Here is a 16760-nt window from a genome sequence, read left to right as displayed (position 1 = left end):
TACATGAGGCGGTCGCCGACGCGGGCGTAGGTGCGCGTCATCTGCTCGATGGAGCCGACGCCGTCCTTGAAGCCGACGAGCGTCGGGTTGCGGTCGGCGAGCACCGCGACGGCCTCGTCGCGGAGGACGGCGTTGGCGCGGCTGTAGACGATGACGCCGAGACCGGTGGCCCGGCAGACCTCGCTCACGTGCTCGACGAGTCCGGCCTGGCTGGCCTCGGTGAGGTAGGGAGGCATCAGCAGGAGGCCGTCGGCGCCGGCCGCCTCGGCCGCCTTCGCCTGGGCGACCGCGTTGACGGTGCTGCCGGTGGCCGGGGCGAGCACGGGCACGGCGCCCGCCACCTCCTGGACGGCGGTGCGGACGACCTTGTCGGTCTCCTCCAGGGTCAGCGAGAAGCCCTCCCCCGTGCCGCCCGCGGCGAAGAGTCCCGCGACCGGGTACTGCGCGAGCCACGCGAGGTGCTTGCGGTAGCCCTCCTCGTCGAACGAGAGGTCGTCGGCGAAGTGGGTCACCGGGAACGACAGCAGGCCGCCCTTCAGCTGGGTGGCCAGGTCGGTCGGGCTGTACTCGGTCACGAGGCGTCCTTCTCGTCGTCGCGGAGGCACCGGCTGCTCGCCGGTCGCTTCACGCTAGGGCGCTGCGACGATGCCTGTCCAAGCCCGAATTTGTATTCGATGATGCTTCGCGTGCATCCACTCTCCGGGGATGCCCCACGCAGCAGTCATCCGGGTCGGATGAGGCGTCGAGGGGCCCGGAAGCGCTCGAATGAGGGGGCACACACACATGTGCCCGTTGACCCCTCTGGTCAGCAACACTCATTCACCTGGGAAGGCAGTCACATGTTCGACGACAACGGTTCGTTCCTGCTCGCAATGTTCGAGTTCTTCATCTTCTTCGCCTGGATCATGTGCCTCTTCTACATCTTCGCGGACATCTTCCGCAGCCACGACCTGGGCGGGTTGGGCAAGACGGTCTGGTGCCTGTTCGTCATCGTGCTGCCCCTCATCGGTGTCTTCAGCTACCTCATCGCCCGTGGCAACGGCATGACGAAGCGCACCATCGAGCAGCAGCAGCAGCTCCAGCAGCAGCAGGCCGACTACGTGCGGTCGGTCGCCGGCGCGGGCGGTTCGAGCGTCGACCAGATCGCCTCGGCCAAGAAGCTGCTCGACGACGGGACGATCACCCAGTCCGAGTTCGACCAGGTGAAGGCCAAGGCACTCGCCGCAGCCTGAGGCGTCGATGGCCAAGCCAGCCATCCTCGCGGTCGACGACGACCCAGCCGTGGTCGCGGCCGTCGCGAGGGACCTCCGGGCCCGCTACGGCGAGGGCTACCGCGTGATGCGGGCGACCTCGGGTCGCGAGGCCCTGGAGCTCCTGACGGACCTGGTGCTCAAGGACCGGCCGGTCGCGGCCGTGGTGACCGACCAGCGGATGCCCGGCATGAGCGGGATCGAGGTCCTCCGCGAGGTGCGGCAGCAGTCGCCGGACTCCAAGCTGGTGCTGCTCACGGCGTACGCCGACACCGACGTGGCCATCCGGGCGATCAACGACATCGCCCTCGACTACTACCTGATGAAGCCGTGGGACCCGCCGCAGGACCGGCTCTACCCGGTGCTCGACGAGCTGCTGCAGGACTGGACGAACGCACACCCGGACCGGGAGTCGGAGGTCCGGGTGGTGGGCCACCGCTGGTCCGAGCACACCCACGACGTGAAGTCCTTCCTGGCCCACAACCACGTGCCCTACCGCTGGCTCGAGGTCGGCCAGAGCGACGAGGTCACCCGCCTACTCGACCYCGCGGAGGCCGGGGTCGACGACCTCCCGGTGGTGGTGCTGCCCGACGGGACCGCCCTGCGCGCACCGACCGCCGTCGCCCTGGCCGACGCGCTCGGGCTCCGCACGCGCGCGGAGCGGGAGCTCTACGACCTGTGCATCGTGGGCGCCGGACCGGCCGGGCTCGCCGCCGCCGTGTACGCCGCGTCGGAGGGGCTCCAGACCGTGGTCGTGGAGCGCGACGCACCGGGCGGCCAGGCGGGACAGAGCGCCTCGATCGAGAACTACCTCGGCTTCCCCAAGGGCCTCTCCGGCGCCGACCTGACGCACCGCGCCGTCGCCCAGGCGTCACGCTTCGGCGCCGAGATGGTGCTGGCGCGTGACGTGGTGGGCTTCGAGACGCGGGGACCGGTCCGGGCCGTGCTGCTCGACGGCTCGACCGACATCGAGGCCCGCGCGGTGCTCGTGGCGAGCGGCGTCTCCTACCGCCGCCTCGAGGCGCCCGGCGTCGACGACGCCGTCGGGCGGGGCGTCTACTACGGCGCCACCGCGAGCGAGGCGAGCCAGACCACCGGTGAGGACGTGTACGTCGTGGGGGCGGCCAACTCCGCCGGCCAGGCCGCGCTCAACTTCGCCCGCTTCGCCCGCCGGGTCGTCCTCGTCGTCCGGGGCGAGACCCTCGAGGCATCGATGTCGCAGTACCTCGTCAGCCGCATCGACACCGCGCCCAACGTCGACGTACGACTCCGGACCGAGGTCGTGGGGGCGCGCGGCGACGGGCACCTCGAGGCGATCGTCCTGGCCGACCGCGGGACCGGCGCCGAGGAGGAGGTCGAGACCAGCTGGGTCTTCGTCTTCATCGGCGCCGCGCCGCGCACGGGCTGGCTCGGCGACACCGTGGCACGCGACGGCCGCGGCTTCGTGCTCACCGGTCCCGACCTGCCGGCGGGGGCCGGCATCGGGTGGTCGCTCGACCGCACCCCTTACGCGCTCGAGACGAGCGTGCCCGGCGTGTTCGCCGCCGGCGACGTACGCCTCGACAGCATGAAGAGGGTCGCGTCCGCCGTCGGCGAGGGCGCCATGTCCGTCCACCTCGTGCACCGCTACCTCGCGAGCACCTGATGCTGTACGACGAGCTGCGAGCCCTGCACCTCCTCGACGGGTTCACCGACCAGCAGGTCGGCGAGCTGGCGGCGTCCGGCGCCGAGGTCACCCTCGCGGCCGGCGAGCACCTCTTCGACGAGGGCCGACCGGCCGACGACTGGTGGGTGCTCCTCGAGGGGCGGATCGACCTCGTGCGGCGCATCGGCCACGAGGAGGCGGTGATGGCCTCGATGACCGTGCCGGGCCAGTGGGCCGGCGGCTTCCGGGCCTGGGACGAGCACRGGATCTACATGGGCAGCGCTCGGGTCGTGGAGCCGACCCGGGTCTTCCGGCTCCGGGCCGACCAGCTCGGCGCGCACGGCGAGGCATGGTTCCCCTTCGCCGTGCACCTGTTGCGCGGCCTGATCGGGACGGCGCGACGCATCGAGCACAACGCGCGCCAGCGTGAGGCCCTCGTGGCGCTCGGCACCCTGGCGGCCGGCCTGGCGCACGAGATCAACAACCCGGCCTCCGCTGCGGTCCGCTCCGTGGGCGCCCTCCAGGAGAGCACCGACCACCTCCTCGACTCGCTGGGCCAGCTCGCGGCGCACGCGATCACTGCGACCCAGTTCGTCGCCCTCGACGAGCTGCGCCGCTCGGTCGAGCAGGCCGCGGCGCCGACCGGTGTCGCCCTGGCGGACCGCGAGGACGAGCTGTCGACCTGGATGGGCGATCACGACATCGACCGCGACTGGGTGATCGCTCCTGCGCTCGCCGGTGCCGGCGCCGACCTCGCCTGGTGCGAGCGGGCCGCCACGGCGCTGCAGGGTCCCGCCCTCCAGGCCGGGCTGGAGTGGGTGGCGAGCGCCGTCACCGTCACCTCGCTGATCGCCGAGGCGCAGGACGCGACGCGACGCATCTCCGACCTCGTCTCGGCCGTGAAGTCCTACTCCCAGCTGGACCGCGCGGCCGTCCAGGATGTCCGGGTCACCGACGGGCTCGAGAGCACGCTGATGATGCTGGGCCACAAGCTCCGCGACGCCGGGGTGGCGGTCCACCGCGACTACGCCGACGACCTCCCCGTCGTGCAGGCCGCACCCGGCGAGCTCAACCAGGTGTGGACGAACCTCATCGACAACGCGGTCGACGCCATGGGGGACTCGGGGACCCTGACGGTCCGGACGTACGCCGACGAGCACGCCGTCGTGGTCGAGGTCTGCGACACCGGACCCGGCCTCACCGACGAGGTCGCCGCCCACGCGTTCGAGCCGTTCTTCACCACCAAGGAGGTGGGCAGGGGGACCGGCCTCGGTCTCGACATCTCCCGGCGCATCGTCACCGAGCGGCACGGCGGGGAGATCGACATCGACTCGCGTCCCGGGGACACCGTGGTCCGGGTGCGCCTTCCCCTGAGGTCGACCGTCGCGCCGTGACCGCCGTCTGGTCGCGTAATCCGGTTGACCGACCCGGCGGCGCCGCGAGATCTTCGGCCCGTGACGTGGCGCATCGAGCTCGGTCCGGACCAGCGCTGGGAGGACGAGACCACCGAACGCCTCGTCGAGCACAACCAGCAGGCGTCGGCGGCCATCCGTCGACGGTTCGAGCCCGACAACCTCCCCGCGAGACCTGTCGCGGCGTACGCGGTCGGTGACACCGGCGAGCTGCTCGGCGGCTGCGTCGGCTCCACCGTGGATGTCTGGCACTGGCTGACGATCGACCTGATGTGGGTGCACCCGGGCCACCGTGGCGACGGTCTCGGTCGTCGGCTCCTCGAGGCGGTCGAGGAGCAGGCCCGCGAGCGCGGCTGTCGATGGTCCAAGCTCAACACGTGGGAGTTCCAGGCGCCGGACTTCTACGCCCGCTGTGGCTACCTCGTCTACGGCCGGGAGACCGACTTCCCGCCGGGTCACACCAACCACCTGATGCGCAGGGACCTGTAGTAGCCGCCCTCCCGCCGGGTGGCCTACCCGCCCATCAGGTCCGTGAGCCTCGCGAGGGCCGGCGCGGTGACGGTGGCCAACCGGGCGCGGGCATCGTCCAGCTCCGGTGACCCGGGGTGCCCGGCCGGGACCCGCGCCGGGTTGAGCGCCACCCCGTTCGCCCACTCGCGGATGTCCGGCTCCGCCGAGAAGGACATCGCCGCCCGGGTGCCCCGCACGATCATCCGGGCCCAGTCGGCCCTCGAGTTGCCGTAGGGCGAGGGCGGGCAGAGCCGGTTCTTCTCGGCGTCCTCGTCGCGGGTCGCCTCGACGTACCCGGTCAGCGCCGCGCCGAAGCTGGGGAAGCCGGCCCGGATCGGCTGGAGCGTGATGGTCCCGGGCCCCCACACGGGGACGAGGGGCGGGTTCCTCAGGCCCTCCGCCGCACAGTGCACGACCACCGCGTCGTCGGCGATCCCGACCTCGCCGTCGGCGAGGACCAACCGGCCGGGCTCCACGGCCACGAGGTGCCCGCGACGTACGACGTCCTCGATCGTGCGCAGCTGTGCGAGCTCCCACGCACCCAGCGTGGGGGTCCTGGCCATCGTGGGCGTCACCGAGCGGTCGATGCGCATCACGGTCCCGGCGTCCTCCAGCCGGAGGAACAGGTGCTCCAGGGAGTCCGCCCCGGAGGCCGCCTGCATGAGGTCGGCGACGAAGCCGGTGAAGATCTCGGGGTCGGGCTGGATCAGCGCCCGGTCGTACATCCACGGGTCGCGCGGGCGCACCCAGCAGATCGCGCCGGGGTCCACGCCCCCGGCGAGGAGCCACACGCACGCGTCGGTCGCCGTCTTGCCCGAGCCGACGACGACGTACTGGCTCGGCGCCTCCTCCAGCCGGACCAGGTCGTTGACGGGGCGCACGTCGGCCCCGCGGCCGACGGCGAACGGGGGCGGCGTCTCCGCCGGGATGCGGGGCGCCAGGTAGCGGGCGTCGACGATCCGGCACGACTCGGGGACCGTGAACGCCTCCCCCGAGATGCGCGAGACGACGGTGCGGTCGCCGTCGAAGTCGCTGGTGGGGAAGAACTCCACCCGGCCCGTCCCCAGCATCCGGTCGAGCACCCGTGCGTAGTAGCTGACGATCTCCGGCTGCGACGCCCGCTCCTGCAGGCCCGCCTCGGGTCCGCCCTGCTGGAGCTGGCCGCCGCCGAGCAGGGTGGAGGCGACGCCGTAGAAGGCCGAGGACTGGTGCAGCCGGACGAACGGATACGCCTCCAGCCAGTGCCCCCCGACGCCGTGGCGACGGTCGACGAGCGCCACGCGTACGTCGGCGTGGTCGATGAGGGAGTCCGTGAAGGCCATCCCGGCCGCGCCGGCCCCCACCACCAGGTAGTCGACGTGCAGCGTGCGGGTCATGGGCCCACGGTGACACTCGCGGCGCGCGCCGTCCACGGTGGGCCGCGTACGGTTCGGACGTGACCTCGGACGTGCTGCTCGTCGGCTGCGGAGACCTCGGATCGGCGGTCGGCCTGCGCCTCGCCGGGCAGGGGCACGACGTGCTCGCGCTGCGGCGCAACGCCGACCGCGTGCCCGCTCCGCTGCGCGGCCTCTCCGTCGACCTGACGAGCGAGACCCCGGCCCTGCCCGACCTTCGAGCCCGCTACCTGGTCGTGGCGCTCACCGCGCGGCCGCGCACCGAGGAGTCCTACCGCTCGACGTACGTCGAGGGGATGCGGCGTGCGCTCGACGCCGTGGCCATGACGGGGACGATGCCGGAGCGTGCCGTGATTGTCTCCTCCACCGCCGTGCACGGGAGTCGGGAACGGCCGCCCCTCGACGACGAGACCACTCCCCCGCAGCCGTCCGACGGCCCGGGCCGGATGCTGGTGGCCGCCGAGGAGCTCTTCCTCGAGCGGGTGCCCGGCGGCACGGTGCTGCGGCTCTCGGGGCTGTACGGCGGGGGCAGCACGCGCCTGCTCGACATGGTCCGCGAGGGCCGCGTCGAGGACCCGCACCGGTGGACCAACCGCATCCATCGCGAGGACGCCGCCGACGCGGTCGTCCACCTCCTGACCCGACCGGAGGAGCCCGACCGGCTCTACCTCGGCACGGACGACGAGCCGGCCCAGCTGGGTGACGTCGCGGCGTACCTCGCCGAGCGGCTCCTCGGGGCACCCGCACCCCCGGCCGCCGACCCGGCGCTCGGGCACGGCAAGCGGCTCTCCAACGCCCGGTTGCGCGCGACGGGGTGGGTGCCGACGAGGCCGAGCCATCGCGAGGGCTACGCCGGGGTGCGTTGACGGTCGGGGCGACCAGTGGGAGCTGAGTCATCCCGTGACTCAGCTCCCAGCGGCGGGACCGACCCGTGCGACCCGAGTCAGGCCGGCAGGCGGACCGTGACGGTGGTGCCCTGCCCGAGCACGGACTCGACGGCGATGCCGCCGCCGTGCCGACGCACGATCCGGTCGACGATGACCAGCCCGAGGCCGGTGCCGGGCCGGGAGAGCGCCTCGGGGTTGTGGGAGCGGAAGAACTCGCGGAACAGGTCGCGCTGGTCCTCCTCGGAGATGCCCAGCCCGTGGTCGACGACGCTCAGCGCGACGTGCTCGCCGTCGGCGTCGAGGCCGATCGCGACCGTGGCCCCGTCCTCGGAGTACTTCAAGGCGTTGCTCAGCAGGTTGGCGAGCATCCGGTGCAGCTCGTCGGGACGGCCCGGCACGACGACCGGTCCCTGCGGCAGCACCATCGAGATGGTGATCGAGCGCGCGGCCGCGGCGTGGGCGCACTCGTCCTCGACATCGCGCACGACCTTGCGCAGGTCGACCGACTCGGGCTCGAAGACGGCGTCGGGGTCCGACACGTGGGCCATCGTGAGGAGGTCGTCGATGACGCCCTCGATCCGTCTGGCGCCTCGGATCGCGGACTCCACGGAGTGGCGGCCGTGGTCGGTGAGGCCCTCGTCCTCGAGCAGCTCCAGGTTGCCCACCACCGACGTCAGCGGGTTGCGCAGCTCGTGGGCGACGGTGTTGACCAGCTCGGTGCGATAGCCGTCGAGGTCGCGCAGCCGGTGGACGAGCGCGCGCTCGGTGTCGAGCTGTCGGGCGTTGGCGACGGCGCGACCGAGGTCGCGACCGATGTCGAGGGCGGCCTGGCACTGCATCTCCGTCCACGGCAGGTGGTCGGAGATGCGCGAGAGGATCAGGAAGCCGAGGCACTCCACCCCGGCGCCGAGGGGCACGAAGAGCACCGAGCCGATGCGGATGCTGTCCAGGAAGTCCAGCAGGCGGGTGGCCTCCTCGGCCCTCATGCCCGGGTGGTCGGTGCGCCCCGCGGAGAAGGCGGCGACGTACTGCTCGGCCCAGTAGAGGTGCGCGAGCCGCACCAGGATCTCGTCGAGGTCGTCCAGCACCGGCTGGGGATGGCCGCCCTCGGCGAACCACGTGCTCGACCGGCCACCGTCGGCGTGGAACGCGGAGAGCCACATCCCCACGGCGTCGAAGGACGAGACCACTGCTTCGCGGCACGCGGCGACGACCAGGTCCAGCGACGGCTCGCCCATGGCCCGGCGCACCATCTGCCGGGCCTCGGTCGCCATCCGCACGCGCTCGGCGAGCTCCTCGCGCTCGAGGGCGAGCAGGACCGAGCTGCGGGCGACACCGGCGTACTTGGCCAGCACCTCGCGCTGGAGGGGCCCGGGGCGGAGCCCGTCGGTGGGCGCGTCGACGGTGAGCAGGCCGCGGAGCAGACCCGCGTCGTCGTACAGGGGGGCCGCGAGCAGGTCGAGCGGGTGCCAGCCGTCCGGGCCGTCCACCGGCTCGAGGTCGGGCACGTGGCTGTAGGCGAGCACCTCGTCGCCCACCCGCTCGTGCGGGACGAACCGCAGGTCACCCCACACGTCGGCCTTGGCCAGCTCCGTCTCCAGCACCTCGACGGGGAGCCAGGTCCCGTGCAGGTCGGCGAGCTCGGGCCCGGAGGTCGCCACGACCACCAGCCCGTCGCCGCGACGCACGCTGATCGCCGACTGCCCGAAGCCCGCCAGCGCGGCCACCCCCTCGGCGAGCACCCGCAGCGAGGCCCGGGTCGGGGCGTCCGACCAGGACTGCGCGACGTCGGCACCGCGCGCCCGAGACTGCGCCACTCCGTCCCCCGTCCTGTGTCGATCCCCCGGGACCCCGATGCCCGTGGACGGCACAGCATAGTGAGAAGCGGGACGCTGCGGCCCCTAACGTGTCAAGCAGTCCATGACAGTCCCGTCGGGGGCGACGAAACGCCCTCCCCCGCTGGGCGCGTTGCCTAGGATCTGTACGTGAACGACGTCCATGTCCTCGCGTACTACGCGGACGACCCCACGCGGAGCTACCAGCTGATCCAGTGGCTGGAGGTCCTCGAGACCCTGCACGCCCACCACCCGGTGGGCGTCGTGGTCCGCGATGCCGACGTCGCGTCGTTGCTCCGGGAGCGGACGACGCTCCCCCTCTTCACCGCGCCGACCTTCCCCGAGCTGACCGGTCTGTACGACGAGCTCGACGCCAAGGTCGCGCTGTACTGCAACAACTCGATGCTCAACTTCCAGTCGCTCATCGACGGCCGGATGCTCCACGCCCACATCAACCACGGCGAGAGCGACAAGCAGTCGATGGCGAGCAACAATGCCAAGGCCTACGACCGGGTCTTCGTGGCCGGCGAGGCGGCCGTGCAGCGCCACGTCGAGGGCCTGCTCGCCTTCGACACCCGCCGTCTCGTCCGCATCGGACGCCCGCAGCTCGACCTGCGCCCGGCGCCGCTGCTGGAGCCGACCACGCGTCGTACCGTCCTCTACGCGCCCACCTGGGAGGGCGATGCGGACTACAACGACTACACCTCGCTGGACACCATCGGCACCCGCATCGTGCGCGCGGTCCTGGCCGTCCCCGACGTGCGCCTCGTCTACAAGCCGCACCCCAAGATCACGACCAGCCTGACGCCCGCCGTCCAGGAGGCGCACCTCGCGATCCTCCAGATGGTGGCCGACGCCGCCGACCGCGAGCCCGACGCCGGCCACACCTGCGTGCTGCGCGGGGACATCCTGGCCGTCGTGCCCGACTGCGACGCGATGATCACCGACGTCTCCTCGGTCGGCCTCGACTGGCTCTACCTCCGCACCGAGGCGCCGATCCTCATCACCGACCGGCACCAGGACACCGAGCGGTTCCGCCAGGAGGTGCCGGTCAGCCGCTGCGCCGACGTGATCGACGAGTCGAACGTCGCCGACCTGGCCTCCCTCATCGCCTCCCGGCTCGACCACGACGAGCACCACCTGTCCCGGCTTTCGATGCGGCACTTCTACTTCGACGACATCGCGGTCGGGGACAGCACGACCCGCTTCGTCGACGCGGTGAGCGAGCTGGTGGCGCTGCGCGACCACCTGCTCAGCACCCGTCTCCACGGGGACGCGATCACGGCCTGAGCCACGCCGCTCATCCTTTGTGGGGATTCGCCTCCACGAACAGCTCGGCGCACACCCGGCGACCGGGAGCATCGGCAGGGTGACCTCCCCTGCCGCTCGGCTCCCCATCGACGTGTCGGTCACGTCGACCGCCCGAGCGGCGTGGTGGCGCCGCGGGTGGCCGCCGTTGCTGGTCGCGCTGGGGTGCGCGGGGTCCTACGTCCTGTTCCTCGCGCTGCCGTACTACGCCGAGGGCCTCGGGGACCCGCCACTGCAGGCGGTCGTGGGCTGGGCCTACGACCTGCGCGTCGCCGACGGCCCCGCGGGACCGGTGTTCCTTCTCGGCGGGACGATCACCTACTACCTGGGCCCCGCGGTCGCGCTCGGCGTCGTGGCCTGGGCCGCGCTGCGCACCGCCCAGGGCATCGCCGCCAGCGACCTGCGCCAGACCGCGCCCGCCCTCGCGGCCGCGGCGATCTCGGTCGGCACGCTGGCCTGGCTGTTCTCGCCGCTGGGGCGCGCGCTGATGGCCTGGTTCCTCGACTGAGGAGCGCTACTCCGCGACCTGGGTGACCACGTCGAGCACGCGGCGTACGACCGGGGTCACGGACTGGCGCGACCACACGGCGTACAGCTCGACGGGGCGCTCGGGATCGGCGTCGAGCCGGAGGTCACCGCCTCCGTGCGCGAGGTCCTTGAAGACGACGCCGTCGACCTGCAGGGACGTCGCCGAAGCGGGCGCGAGGGCGAGTCCGCGGTCGGCGGCGACGAGCAGCATCGCGGTGAGCACCTGGTGGACGCGTTGCTCGATGCGCGGGTGCGCGTTGGCCAGGAAGCGCACCGACAGCTCGTGGAAGTAGCGCGACTGCTGCGGGTGGTAGCCGATGACCGGCTGGCCCTCGAAGTCGTGCGGCGTCAGCGGCCGGTCGAGTGACGCGAGCGGGTGGTCCGCCGGGACCACGGCCATCAGCGGCTCGCGCAGGACGACCTTCGAGGACAGCAACGAGGTGTCGAACGGCGGCCGCGCGAGACCGATGTCGAGCTCGCCACGGCGGATGCCGTCGACCTGCGCGAGGGTCACGCGCTCGGAGAGCAGCACCTCCACGTCGGGCAGCGCGGCGGTCAGCCGGCGCAGCAGCGGGCCGAGGATGGAGATCGCGGAGACGGCGGTGAAGCCGAGGCGTACGACGCCCGCAGCGCCGGCGTCCACCCGACGGGCCAGGTCCCCCGCGCCCTCCACCAGGTTGAGCAGCCGGTAGGCCTCGTCGAGGAAGGCCGCGCCCGCCCCGGTGAGCTCCACCCGGCGGTTGTCCCGCTCGAGCAGCTGGGCGCCCACCGCCTTCTCCAGCTTCTGGATCTGGCGCGACAGCGGGGGCTGGGTCATCTGCAGCCGCTCGGCGGCGCGGCCGAAGTGGAGCTCCTCGGCGACCGCGACGAAGGACCGCACCTGGTCGAGGGTGATCACCCGGTCAGGGTAGTCCACGATGCGCGGCGCATATCATTCCATGCCGAATCGGGCTTGGACGTGCATCATCGCGCGTCTCTAGTGTCGGCGGTCACACCACATTCCAAGGAGCACAGCATGCGCAAGCACCTCAGCCTCGGAGCGGTCGCGACCGTCGCCGTCGTGGCCCTCACCGCCTGCGGCGGCGTCCAGAACACCGCGGGCGGCGGCAGCGACAGCGGCGACTACCCCTCGGGCGCCGTCGAGATGCCGGTCGGGGCCTCCGCCGGCGGGTCCTCCGACCTGATCAGCCGCCAGGTCTCGCAGGGCCTGTCCGACGAGCTCGGCGGCTCGTTCCCGGTCATCAACCGCGAGGGCGCCAACGGCGCGCTGGCGGCGGCCGAGGTCGCCAAGGCCGAGCCCGACGGCTCCACCATCTCGGTGCAGAACGCGTCGCTCTTCGCGATCACCCCGCTGGCCGTCAGCGAGGACGAGGTCACCAGCATCGACGACTTCGACGTCGTCCAGGGCGTCTCACGCGACGACTACGTGCTCGTCGCCAGCAAGGGCAGCGGCTTCACCTCGGTCGACGACCTCGCCGGCGCGACCAAGAAGATCACCTACGGCACCACCGGCGTCGGCACCGGCGCGCAGCTCGCCTGCGCGCTGACCTTCAACGTCAACGACACCCCCGCCGAGGCGATCCCCTTCGACGGCGGCGCCCCGGCGCTCACCGCCCTCCTCGGCAACCAGGTCGACACCGCCTGCCTGCAGGTCGGCGAGGCCGTCGAGAACATCGAGGCGGGCAAGATCGTGCCGCTCACCGTCTTCGGCCCCGAGCGGGTCGACTTCCTCCCCGACGTGCCCACCGCGCAGGAGCAGGGCCTCGACGTCGAGGTCGCGCAGTACCGTTTCATGACCGTCCCCAAGGGCACCCCGCAGGACGTCCAGGACGCCATCGCGGAGGCCATGCAGGCGACGTTCGCGACCGACGAGTACAAGGCCTTCAACGAGCAGAACAACCTCACCCCCATGGAGATCTCCGGTGACGAGGTCGTCGCGCAGCTCGAGAAGGACAAGGAGCGGTACGCCGACCTGGTCGAGGAGTACGGCATCGACCTCGGCGACGCGAGCTGACCCGGGTCCCCCACCCGCCACCCCCACGACGAGACGAGATGACCATGAGCGAGCGTGACACGCGCCAGGCGGACGAGCCGGACATCCTGGCCGAGCTCCAGGCCGAGGTCGCCCGCGACCTGGCCGACGAGCGGCCGCCCGCCGGCGGACCGGCGTACCAGGTCGTCGCGGCGCTCGTGGTCCTCGCGCTCGGACTCGGGGCGGCGTACCTCTCCTACGGCTACGGGCTCGGGTCGCTCCGGCGGCCCGGCCCGGGCCTGTGGCCCTTCGCGGTGTCCGTGCTCATCGCGGTGCTCGCGGTGATGCTGCTCGTGGTCGGCCGCCACCTGGACGACGCGGAGAAGTTCACCCGGGCCAGCCTGCTGGTCCTGGCGGGCGGCGCGACGTTCGTCGCGTTCGGCTTCCTGCTGCCCTCGATCGGCTTCGAGATCCCCGCACTCCTGCTCGGCATCGTCTGGCTGCGGTTCCTCGGCGGCGAGACCTGGCGCAGCACGATCGTCATCTCGATCGCCACGACGGCAGCGTTCTACCTGCTGTTCCTGTACGGCCTGAAGATCCCGCTGCCCCACCTGCTCGCCTTCTGATCGAGAGAGGAGACCCCGATGGACTGGAACGCCTTCCTCGACGGCTTCGTGGTCGTGACGCAACCGACCAACCTGCTCTACTGCCTCATCGGCGTCATGATCGGCATGCTCATCGGCGTGCTGCCGGGCCTCGGCCCCGCCGCCACGATGGCCATCCTGCTGCCCATCGCGTACAACGCGAACGACCCCGTCTCGGCGATCATCATGCTCGCCGGCATCTACTACGGCGCGCAGTACGGCGGCACCATCACCTCGGTGCTGCTGCGCATCCCCGGTGAGGCCAGCTCGGTGGTGACCGTCTTCGACGGCTTCGCCCTGGCCAAGCAGGGCAAGGCCGGCACCGCGCTCGGCATCGCCGCCATCGGCTCCTTCTTCGGCGCCACCGTCTCCATCATCGGGCTGACGCTGCTCGGCCCGATCGTGGCCAGCTACGCCCTGGACTTCGGTCCGCCGGAGTACGCCGCACTGGCCCTGCTCGGGGTCCTGCTGGTCGCCACCGTGGGCAACGGCAACACGATCAAGGCCCTGGTCGCCGCGGCGGTCGRACTGCTGCTGGCCACCGTCGGCAGCGACAGCTTCACCAGCGCCAACCGCTTCACCTTCGACACCCTCCAGCTCCAGAGCGGGATCGACTTCGTCGTCGTCGCCATGGGCCTGTTCGGGGTCGGCGAGATCCTCTACAACCTCGAGGAGCGGCACGGCAAGCCGCACGTCCCGGCCGCGATCGCCAACATCTGGCCCTCGCGCAAGGACCTCAAGGAGGCCGCCCCCGCCATCGGCCGCGGCTCGTTCATCGGCTTCTTCCTCGGCGTGCTGCCGGGCGGCGGCGCCGTGATGGCCTCGCTGGCGGCGTACGCGGCGGAGAAGCGGGTCGCCAAGGACCCGTCACGCTTCGGCCGCGGCGCCATCGAGGGCGTCGCCGGTCCCGAGTCGGCCAACAACGCCGCCGCCACCTCCTCCTTCATCCCGCTGCTGACGATCGGCATCCCGGCCAACGCCTCGATGGCGATGCTCTTCGCGGCCCTGCTCGTCGTCGGCGTGACCCCCGGACCGCAGCTCATCGAGGAGCGCCCGGACCTCTTCTGGGGCGTCATCAACTCGATGTACATCGGCAACCTGATCCTGCTGGTGCTGAGCATCCCGCTGGTCGGCATCTTCGTGAAGATCCTGCGGGTGCRGCCGGCGATCCTGGCCCCGATCACCGCGCTCATCACGATCCTCGGCGTCTACACGATCAACAACTCGGTCTTCGACATCTTCGTGATGATCGCCTTCGGCATCATCGGCTACCTCATGAAGAAGACCGGCTTCGAGCCCGGCCCGATGGTCCTGGCGTTCGTGCTCGGGTCGCTCATGGAGTCGAGCTTCCGCCGCTCGATGCTGATCTTCGACGGCGACCCGTCGGGCTTCGTCACCCGGCCGATCTCCGGGGCGATCATCGCCTTCATCGTGCTGGTGATCGCGCTGCCCCTCGTCAAGCTGGCGATGCGGCGTCGTACCCGACCGGCCACTCCCGACACCACCGACCACAGCGACAGCAGCGACCAGGAAGCAGGCGTGCGATGACCGTCCTCATCGGCTACGTGCCCACCCCCGTCGGCGAGGCGGCCCTCGAGGCCGGGCTCGCGGAGGCGGCCGCCCACGGCGACGACGCCGTGATCCTCAACAGCCCGCGCCGGGGCAGCACCGTCGACGCCAACCTGGTCGGCCCCGAGGCCGAGGCCCGGCTCGTCGCCGCGGCCGCCGAGCGCGGCGTCACCGCGTCGATCGACCAGGCCGGGCACGGCGCGGACATCGTCGAGGCCTTCACGACGGCCATCGAGCGCACCGGTGCCCGGCTCGTCATCATCGGCCTGCGCCGGCGCTCGCCGGTGGGCAAGCTCGTCATGGGCAGCGACGCGCAGCGCCTGCTCCTCGAGCTCGACACGCCCGTGCTGGCCGTCAAGCCGGCCCGATGACCTCGTCGCGGATCTCACGCGTCGTCGTCACCCCGRTCGCCTTCGCCGACCCGCCGCTGCTGAACGTCGTCGGCGTCCACCAGCCGTGGGCGCTGCGCGCGATCGTCGAGGTGCACACCGACTCCGGCCTGCTCGGGCTCGGCGAGACGTACGCCGACGAGGCCCACCTCGCGCGGCTGTCCGCGGTCGCGTCCGCGCTCGGCGGCCTCGACCCGTTCGACCTCGCCGGTGTGCGTCGGGTCGTCGTGGACGTGCTGGGTCGCGAGACCGGCGGGGCCGGGGCGTCCTTCGGCGGGATGCTCGACGTGTCGTCCGCCGTCGAGACGGTCTACTCCCCCTTCGAGGTCGCCTGCATCGACCTCCAGGGCCACGAGACCGCGCGGCCCGTGAGCGAGGTCCTCGGCGGCCGGGTGCGCGACCGAGTGCCCTTCAGCGGCTACCTCTTCTACAAGTGGGCCGGCCACCCCGGCTCCCCAGGCACCCCCGACTCCCCTGAAGACGTGTGGGGCGAGGCGCTCACGCCCGACCAACTGGTCGCGCAGGCGCACCGGATGGTCGACGGCTGGGGCTTCGGCTCCCTCAAGCTCAAGGGCGGCGTGCTGCCGCCGGAGCAGGAGTGCGAAGCCGTCGAGGCGCTGCGCGACGCCTTCCCCGACCTGCCACTGAGGCTCGACCCCAACGGGGCGTGGACGCCGTCCACCTCGCTCGAGGTGGCGAAGCGGCTCGAGGGGGTCATCGAGTACCTCGAGGACCCCACTCCCGGCATCGACGGGATGGCCCAGGTGTCGGCCGGGACCGACGTGCCGCTCGCGACCAACATGTGCGTCATCGCCCTCGAGCACCTGCCGCCCGCGATCGCGTCCGACGCCGTGCAGATCGTGCTCTCCGACCACCACCTGTGGGGCGGGCTGCGCCGCTCGCAGCTGCTGGCCGGGATCACCGAGACGTGGGGCCTGGGGCTGTCGATGCACAGCAACTCCCACCTCGGCGTCTCCCTGGCGGCGATGACCCACCTGGCCGCGGCGTCGCCCACGCTCACGTACGCCTGCGACACGCACTACCCGTGGAAGACGCAGGACCTGATCAAGCCGGGCGTGCTGTCGTTCACCGACGGGGCGCTGGACGTCCCCACCGGACCGGGGCTCGGCGTCGAGCTCGACCGCGGCATGCTCGGGCTGCTCCACGAGCAGTACCTCTCCTGCGGCGTGCGCCGGCGCGAGGACACCGTCTACATGCGCACCATCGACCCGGACTTCCAGGTGAACACCTCGCGCTGGTGAGGTGAGCGGGCAGTTCCTTGCGCTTGGAGGGCGCCGACCGGGCAGTTCCTTGCGCTTGGGGGCCGGGAACGAGACTGCCCCGGCGGCATCGTCGTACGCCGATCCGGTTCCCCGACGCCGCGATCCGACCTCGAACCGCCAGGAAGTGCCCGCTC

At 72.0% G+C, this 16760-nt stretch carries 16 protein-coding genes; 12 read left to right on the top strand and 4 right to left on the bottom strand.

Going from position 1 to position 16760, the window contains the following annotated elements:
- On the bottom strand, window positions 1-575 hold a 575-nt coding region (locus tag AC1DQF_RS05240), incomplete at its 3' end, for a dihydrodipicolinate synthase family protein (protein ID WP_477524150.1).
- 264 nt (window positions 576-839) lie between these two features.
- On the opposite strand from AC1DQF_RS05240, the gene AC1DQF_RS05235 reads away from it, so the two are divergent.
- Genes AC1DQF_RS05235 through AC1DQF_RS05220 form a run of 4 tightly spaced genes read left to right on the top strand, consistent with a single transcriptional unit; the run spans window position 840 to window position 4796 of the window.
- A complete protein-coding gene (locus AC1DQF_RS05235) occupies window positions 840-1232 on the top strand; it encodes an SHOCT domain-containing protein (protein WP_477524149.1) in 393 nt (130 codons plus the stop codon).
- 7 nt (window positions 1233-1239) lie between these two features.
- A complete protein-coding gene (locus AC1DQF_RS05230) occupies window positions 1240-2895 on the top strand; it encodes an NAD(P)/FAD-dependent oxidoreductase (protein ID WP_477524148.1) in 1656 nt (551 codons plus the stop codon).
- Window positions 2895-4289, top strand: a complete 1395-nt coding sequence (locus AC1DQF_RS05225; protein WP_477524147.1) for a sensor histidine kinase — start codon at window positions 2895-2897, stop codon at window positions 4287-4289. The genes AC1DQF_RS05230 and AC1DQF_RS05225 overlap by 1 nt, the downstream gene beginning before the upstream one ends.
- Before the next feature lie 60 nt (window positions 4290-4349).
- Window positions 4350-4796 carry a GNAT family N-acetyltransferase gene (locus AC1DQF_RS05220; protein WP_477524146.1) on the top strand — a complete coding sequence of 149 codons (447 nt, stop codon included), beginning with the start codon at window positions 4350-4352 and terminating at the stop codon, window positions 4794-4796.
- Window positions 4797-4819: 23 nt separating this feature from the next.
- Here the strand turns inward: AC1DQF_RS05220 and AC1DQF_RS05215 are convergent, their stop codons facing one another.
- On the bottom strand, window positions 4820-6193 hold the full coding sequence (locus AC1DQF_RS05215; RefSeq protein WP_477524145.1) for an NAD(P)-binding protein: 1374 nt from the start codon (window positions 6191-6193) through the stop codon (window positions 4820-4822).
- Window positions 6194-6252: 59 nt separating this feature from the next.
- Here AC1DQF_RS05215 and AC1DQF_RS05210 point away from each other — a divergent pair, with 59 nt between their 5' ends.
- Window positions 6253-7077 (top strand): NAD-dependent epimerase/dehydratase family protein, encoded by an 825-nt coding sequence (locus tag AC1DQF_RS05210; protein ID WP_477524144.1) that lies wholly within the window; start codon window positions 6253-6255, stop codon window positions 7075-7077.
- Between the two features lie 77 nt (window positions 7078-7154).
- On the opposite strand, the gene AC1DQF_RS05205 is transcribed toward AC1DQF_RS05210, so the two are convergent.
- Window positions 7155-8915, bottom strand: a complete 1761-nt coding sequence (locus AC1DQF_RS05205; RefSeq protein ID WP_477524143.1) for a sensor histidine kinase — start codon at window positions 8913-8915, stop codon at window positions 7155-7157.
- Between the two features lie 168 nt (window positions 8916-9083).
- Here AC1DQF_RS05205 and AC1DQF_RS05200 point away from each other — a divergent pair, with 168 nt between their 5' ends.
- Window positions 9084-10223, top strand: coding sequence for a CDP-glycerol glycerophosphotransferase family protein (locus AC1DQF_RS05200; RefSeq protein ID WP_477524142.1), 1140 nt, complete (start codon window positions 9084-9086; stop codon window positions 10221-10223).
- A gap of 79 nt (window positions 10224-10302) precedes the next feature.
- The gene (locus AC1DQF_RS05195; RefSeq protein WP_477524141.1) at window positions 10303-10749 is read left to right on the top strand and encodes a hypothetical protein; all 447 of its coding nucleotides are present in this window, start codon (window positions 10303-10305) and stop codon (window positions 10747-10749) included.
- 6 nt (window positions 10750-10755) lie between these two features.
- Here AC1DQF_RS05195 and AC1DQF_RS05190 read toward each other — a convergent pair whose 3' ends face one another.
- On the bottom strand, window positions 10756-11667 hold the full coding sequence (locus AC1DQF_RS05190; protein WP_477524140.1) for a LysR substrate-binding domain-containing protein: 912 nt from the start codon (window positions 11665-11667) through the stop codon (window positions 10756-10758).
- A 117-nt stretch (window positions 11668-11784) separates the two neighbouring features.
- Between AC1DQF_RS05190 and AC1DQF_RS05185 the strand changes: the two genes are divergently transcribed.
- Genes AC1DQF_RS05185 through AC1DQF_RS05165 form a run of 5 tightly spaced genes read left to right on the top strand, consistent with a single transcriptional unit; the run spans window position 11785 to window position 16605 of the window.
- On the top strand, window positions 11785-12783 hold the full coding sequence (locus tag AC1DQF_RS05185) for a Bug family tripartite tricarboxylate transporter substrate binding protein (RefSeq protein ID WP_477524139.1): 999 nt from the start codon (window positions 11785-11787) through the stop codon (window positions 12781-12783).
- Between the two features lie 44 nt (window positions 12784-12827).
- On the top strand, window positions 12828-13367 hold the full coding sequence (locus AC1DQF_RS05180) for a tripartite tricarboxylate transporter TctB family protein (protein ID WP_477524138.1): 540 nt from the start codon (window positions 12828-12830) through the stop codon (window positions 13365-13367).
- An 18-nt stretch (window positions 13368-13385) separates the two neighbouring features.
- A complete protein-coding gene (locus tag AC1DQF_RS05175; RefSeq protein WP_477524137.1) occupies window positions 13386-14933 on the top strand; it encodes a tripartite tricarboxylate transporter permease in 1548 nt (515 codons plus the stop codon).
- On the top strand, window positions 14930-15325 hold the full coding sequence (locus AC1DQF_RS05170; RefSeq protein WP_477524136.1) for a universal stress protein: 396 nt from the start codon (window positions 14930-14932) through the stop codon (window positions 15323-15325). The genes AC1DQF_RS05175 and AC1DQF_RS05170 overlap by 4 nt, the downstream gene beginning before the upstream one ends.
- Window positions 15322-16605 carry a glucarate dehydratase family protein gene (locus AC1DQF_RS05165; protein WP_477524135.1) on the top strand — a complete coding sequence of 428 codons (1284 nt, stop codon included), beginning with the start codon at window positions 15322-15324 and terminating at the stop codon, window positions 16603-16605. The genes AC1DQF_RS05170 and AC1DQF_RS05165 overlap by 4 nt, the downstream gene beginning before the upstream one ends.
- Window positions 16606-16760: the final 155 nt, after the last annotated feature.

The sequence above is a fragment of the Nocardioides sp. P4_G4 genome, from assembly GCF_056401085.1.
The sequence above is the reverse complement of the archived record's forward strand: the minus strand, read 5'-3'. Positions and strand labels throughout refer to the sequence as shown.

Excerpts from the sequence above, each read along its gene's own strand:
- AC1DQF_RS05235 (WP_477524149.1), top strand. The coding sequence starts at position 840 with ATGTTCGACGACAACGGTTCGTTCCTGCTCGCAATGTTCGAGTTCTTC.
- AC1DQF_RS05215 (WP_477524145.1), bottom strand. The coding sequence starts at position 6,193 with ATGACCCGCACGCTGCACGTCGACTACCTGGTGGTGGGGGCCGGCGCG.
- AC1DQF_RS05185 (WP_477524139.1), top strand. The coding sequence starts at position 11,785 with ATGCGCAAGCACCTCAGCCTCGGAGCGGTCGCGACCGTCGCCGTCGTG.
- AC1DQF_RS05180 (WP_477524138.1), top strand. The coding sequence starts at position 12,828 with ATGAGCGAGCGTGACACGCGCCAGGCGGACGAGCCGGACATCCTGGCC.
- AC1DQF_RS05170 (WP_477524136.1), top strand. The coding sequence starts at position 14,930 with ATGACCGTCCTCATCGGCTACGTGCCCACCCCCGTCGGCGAGGCGGCC.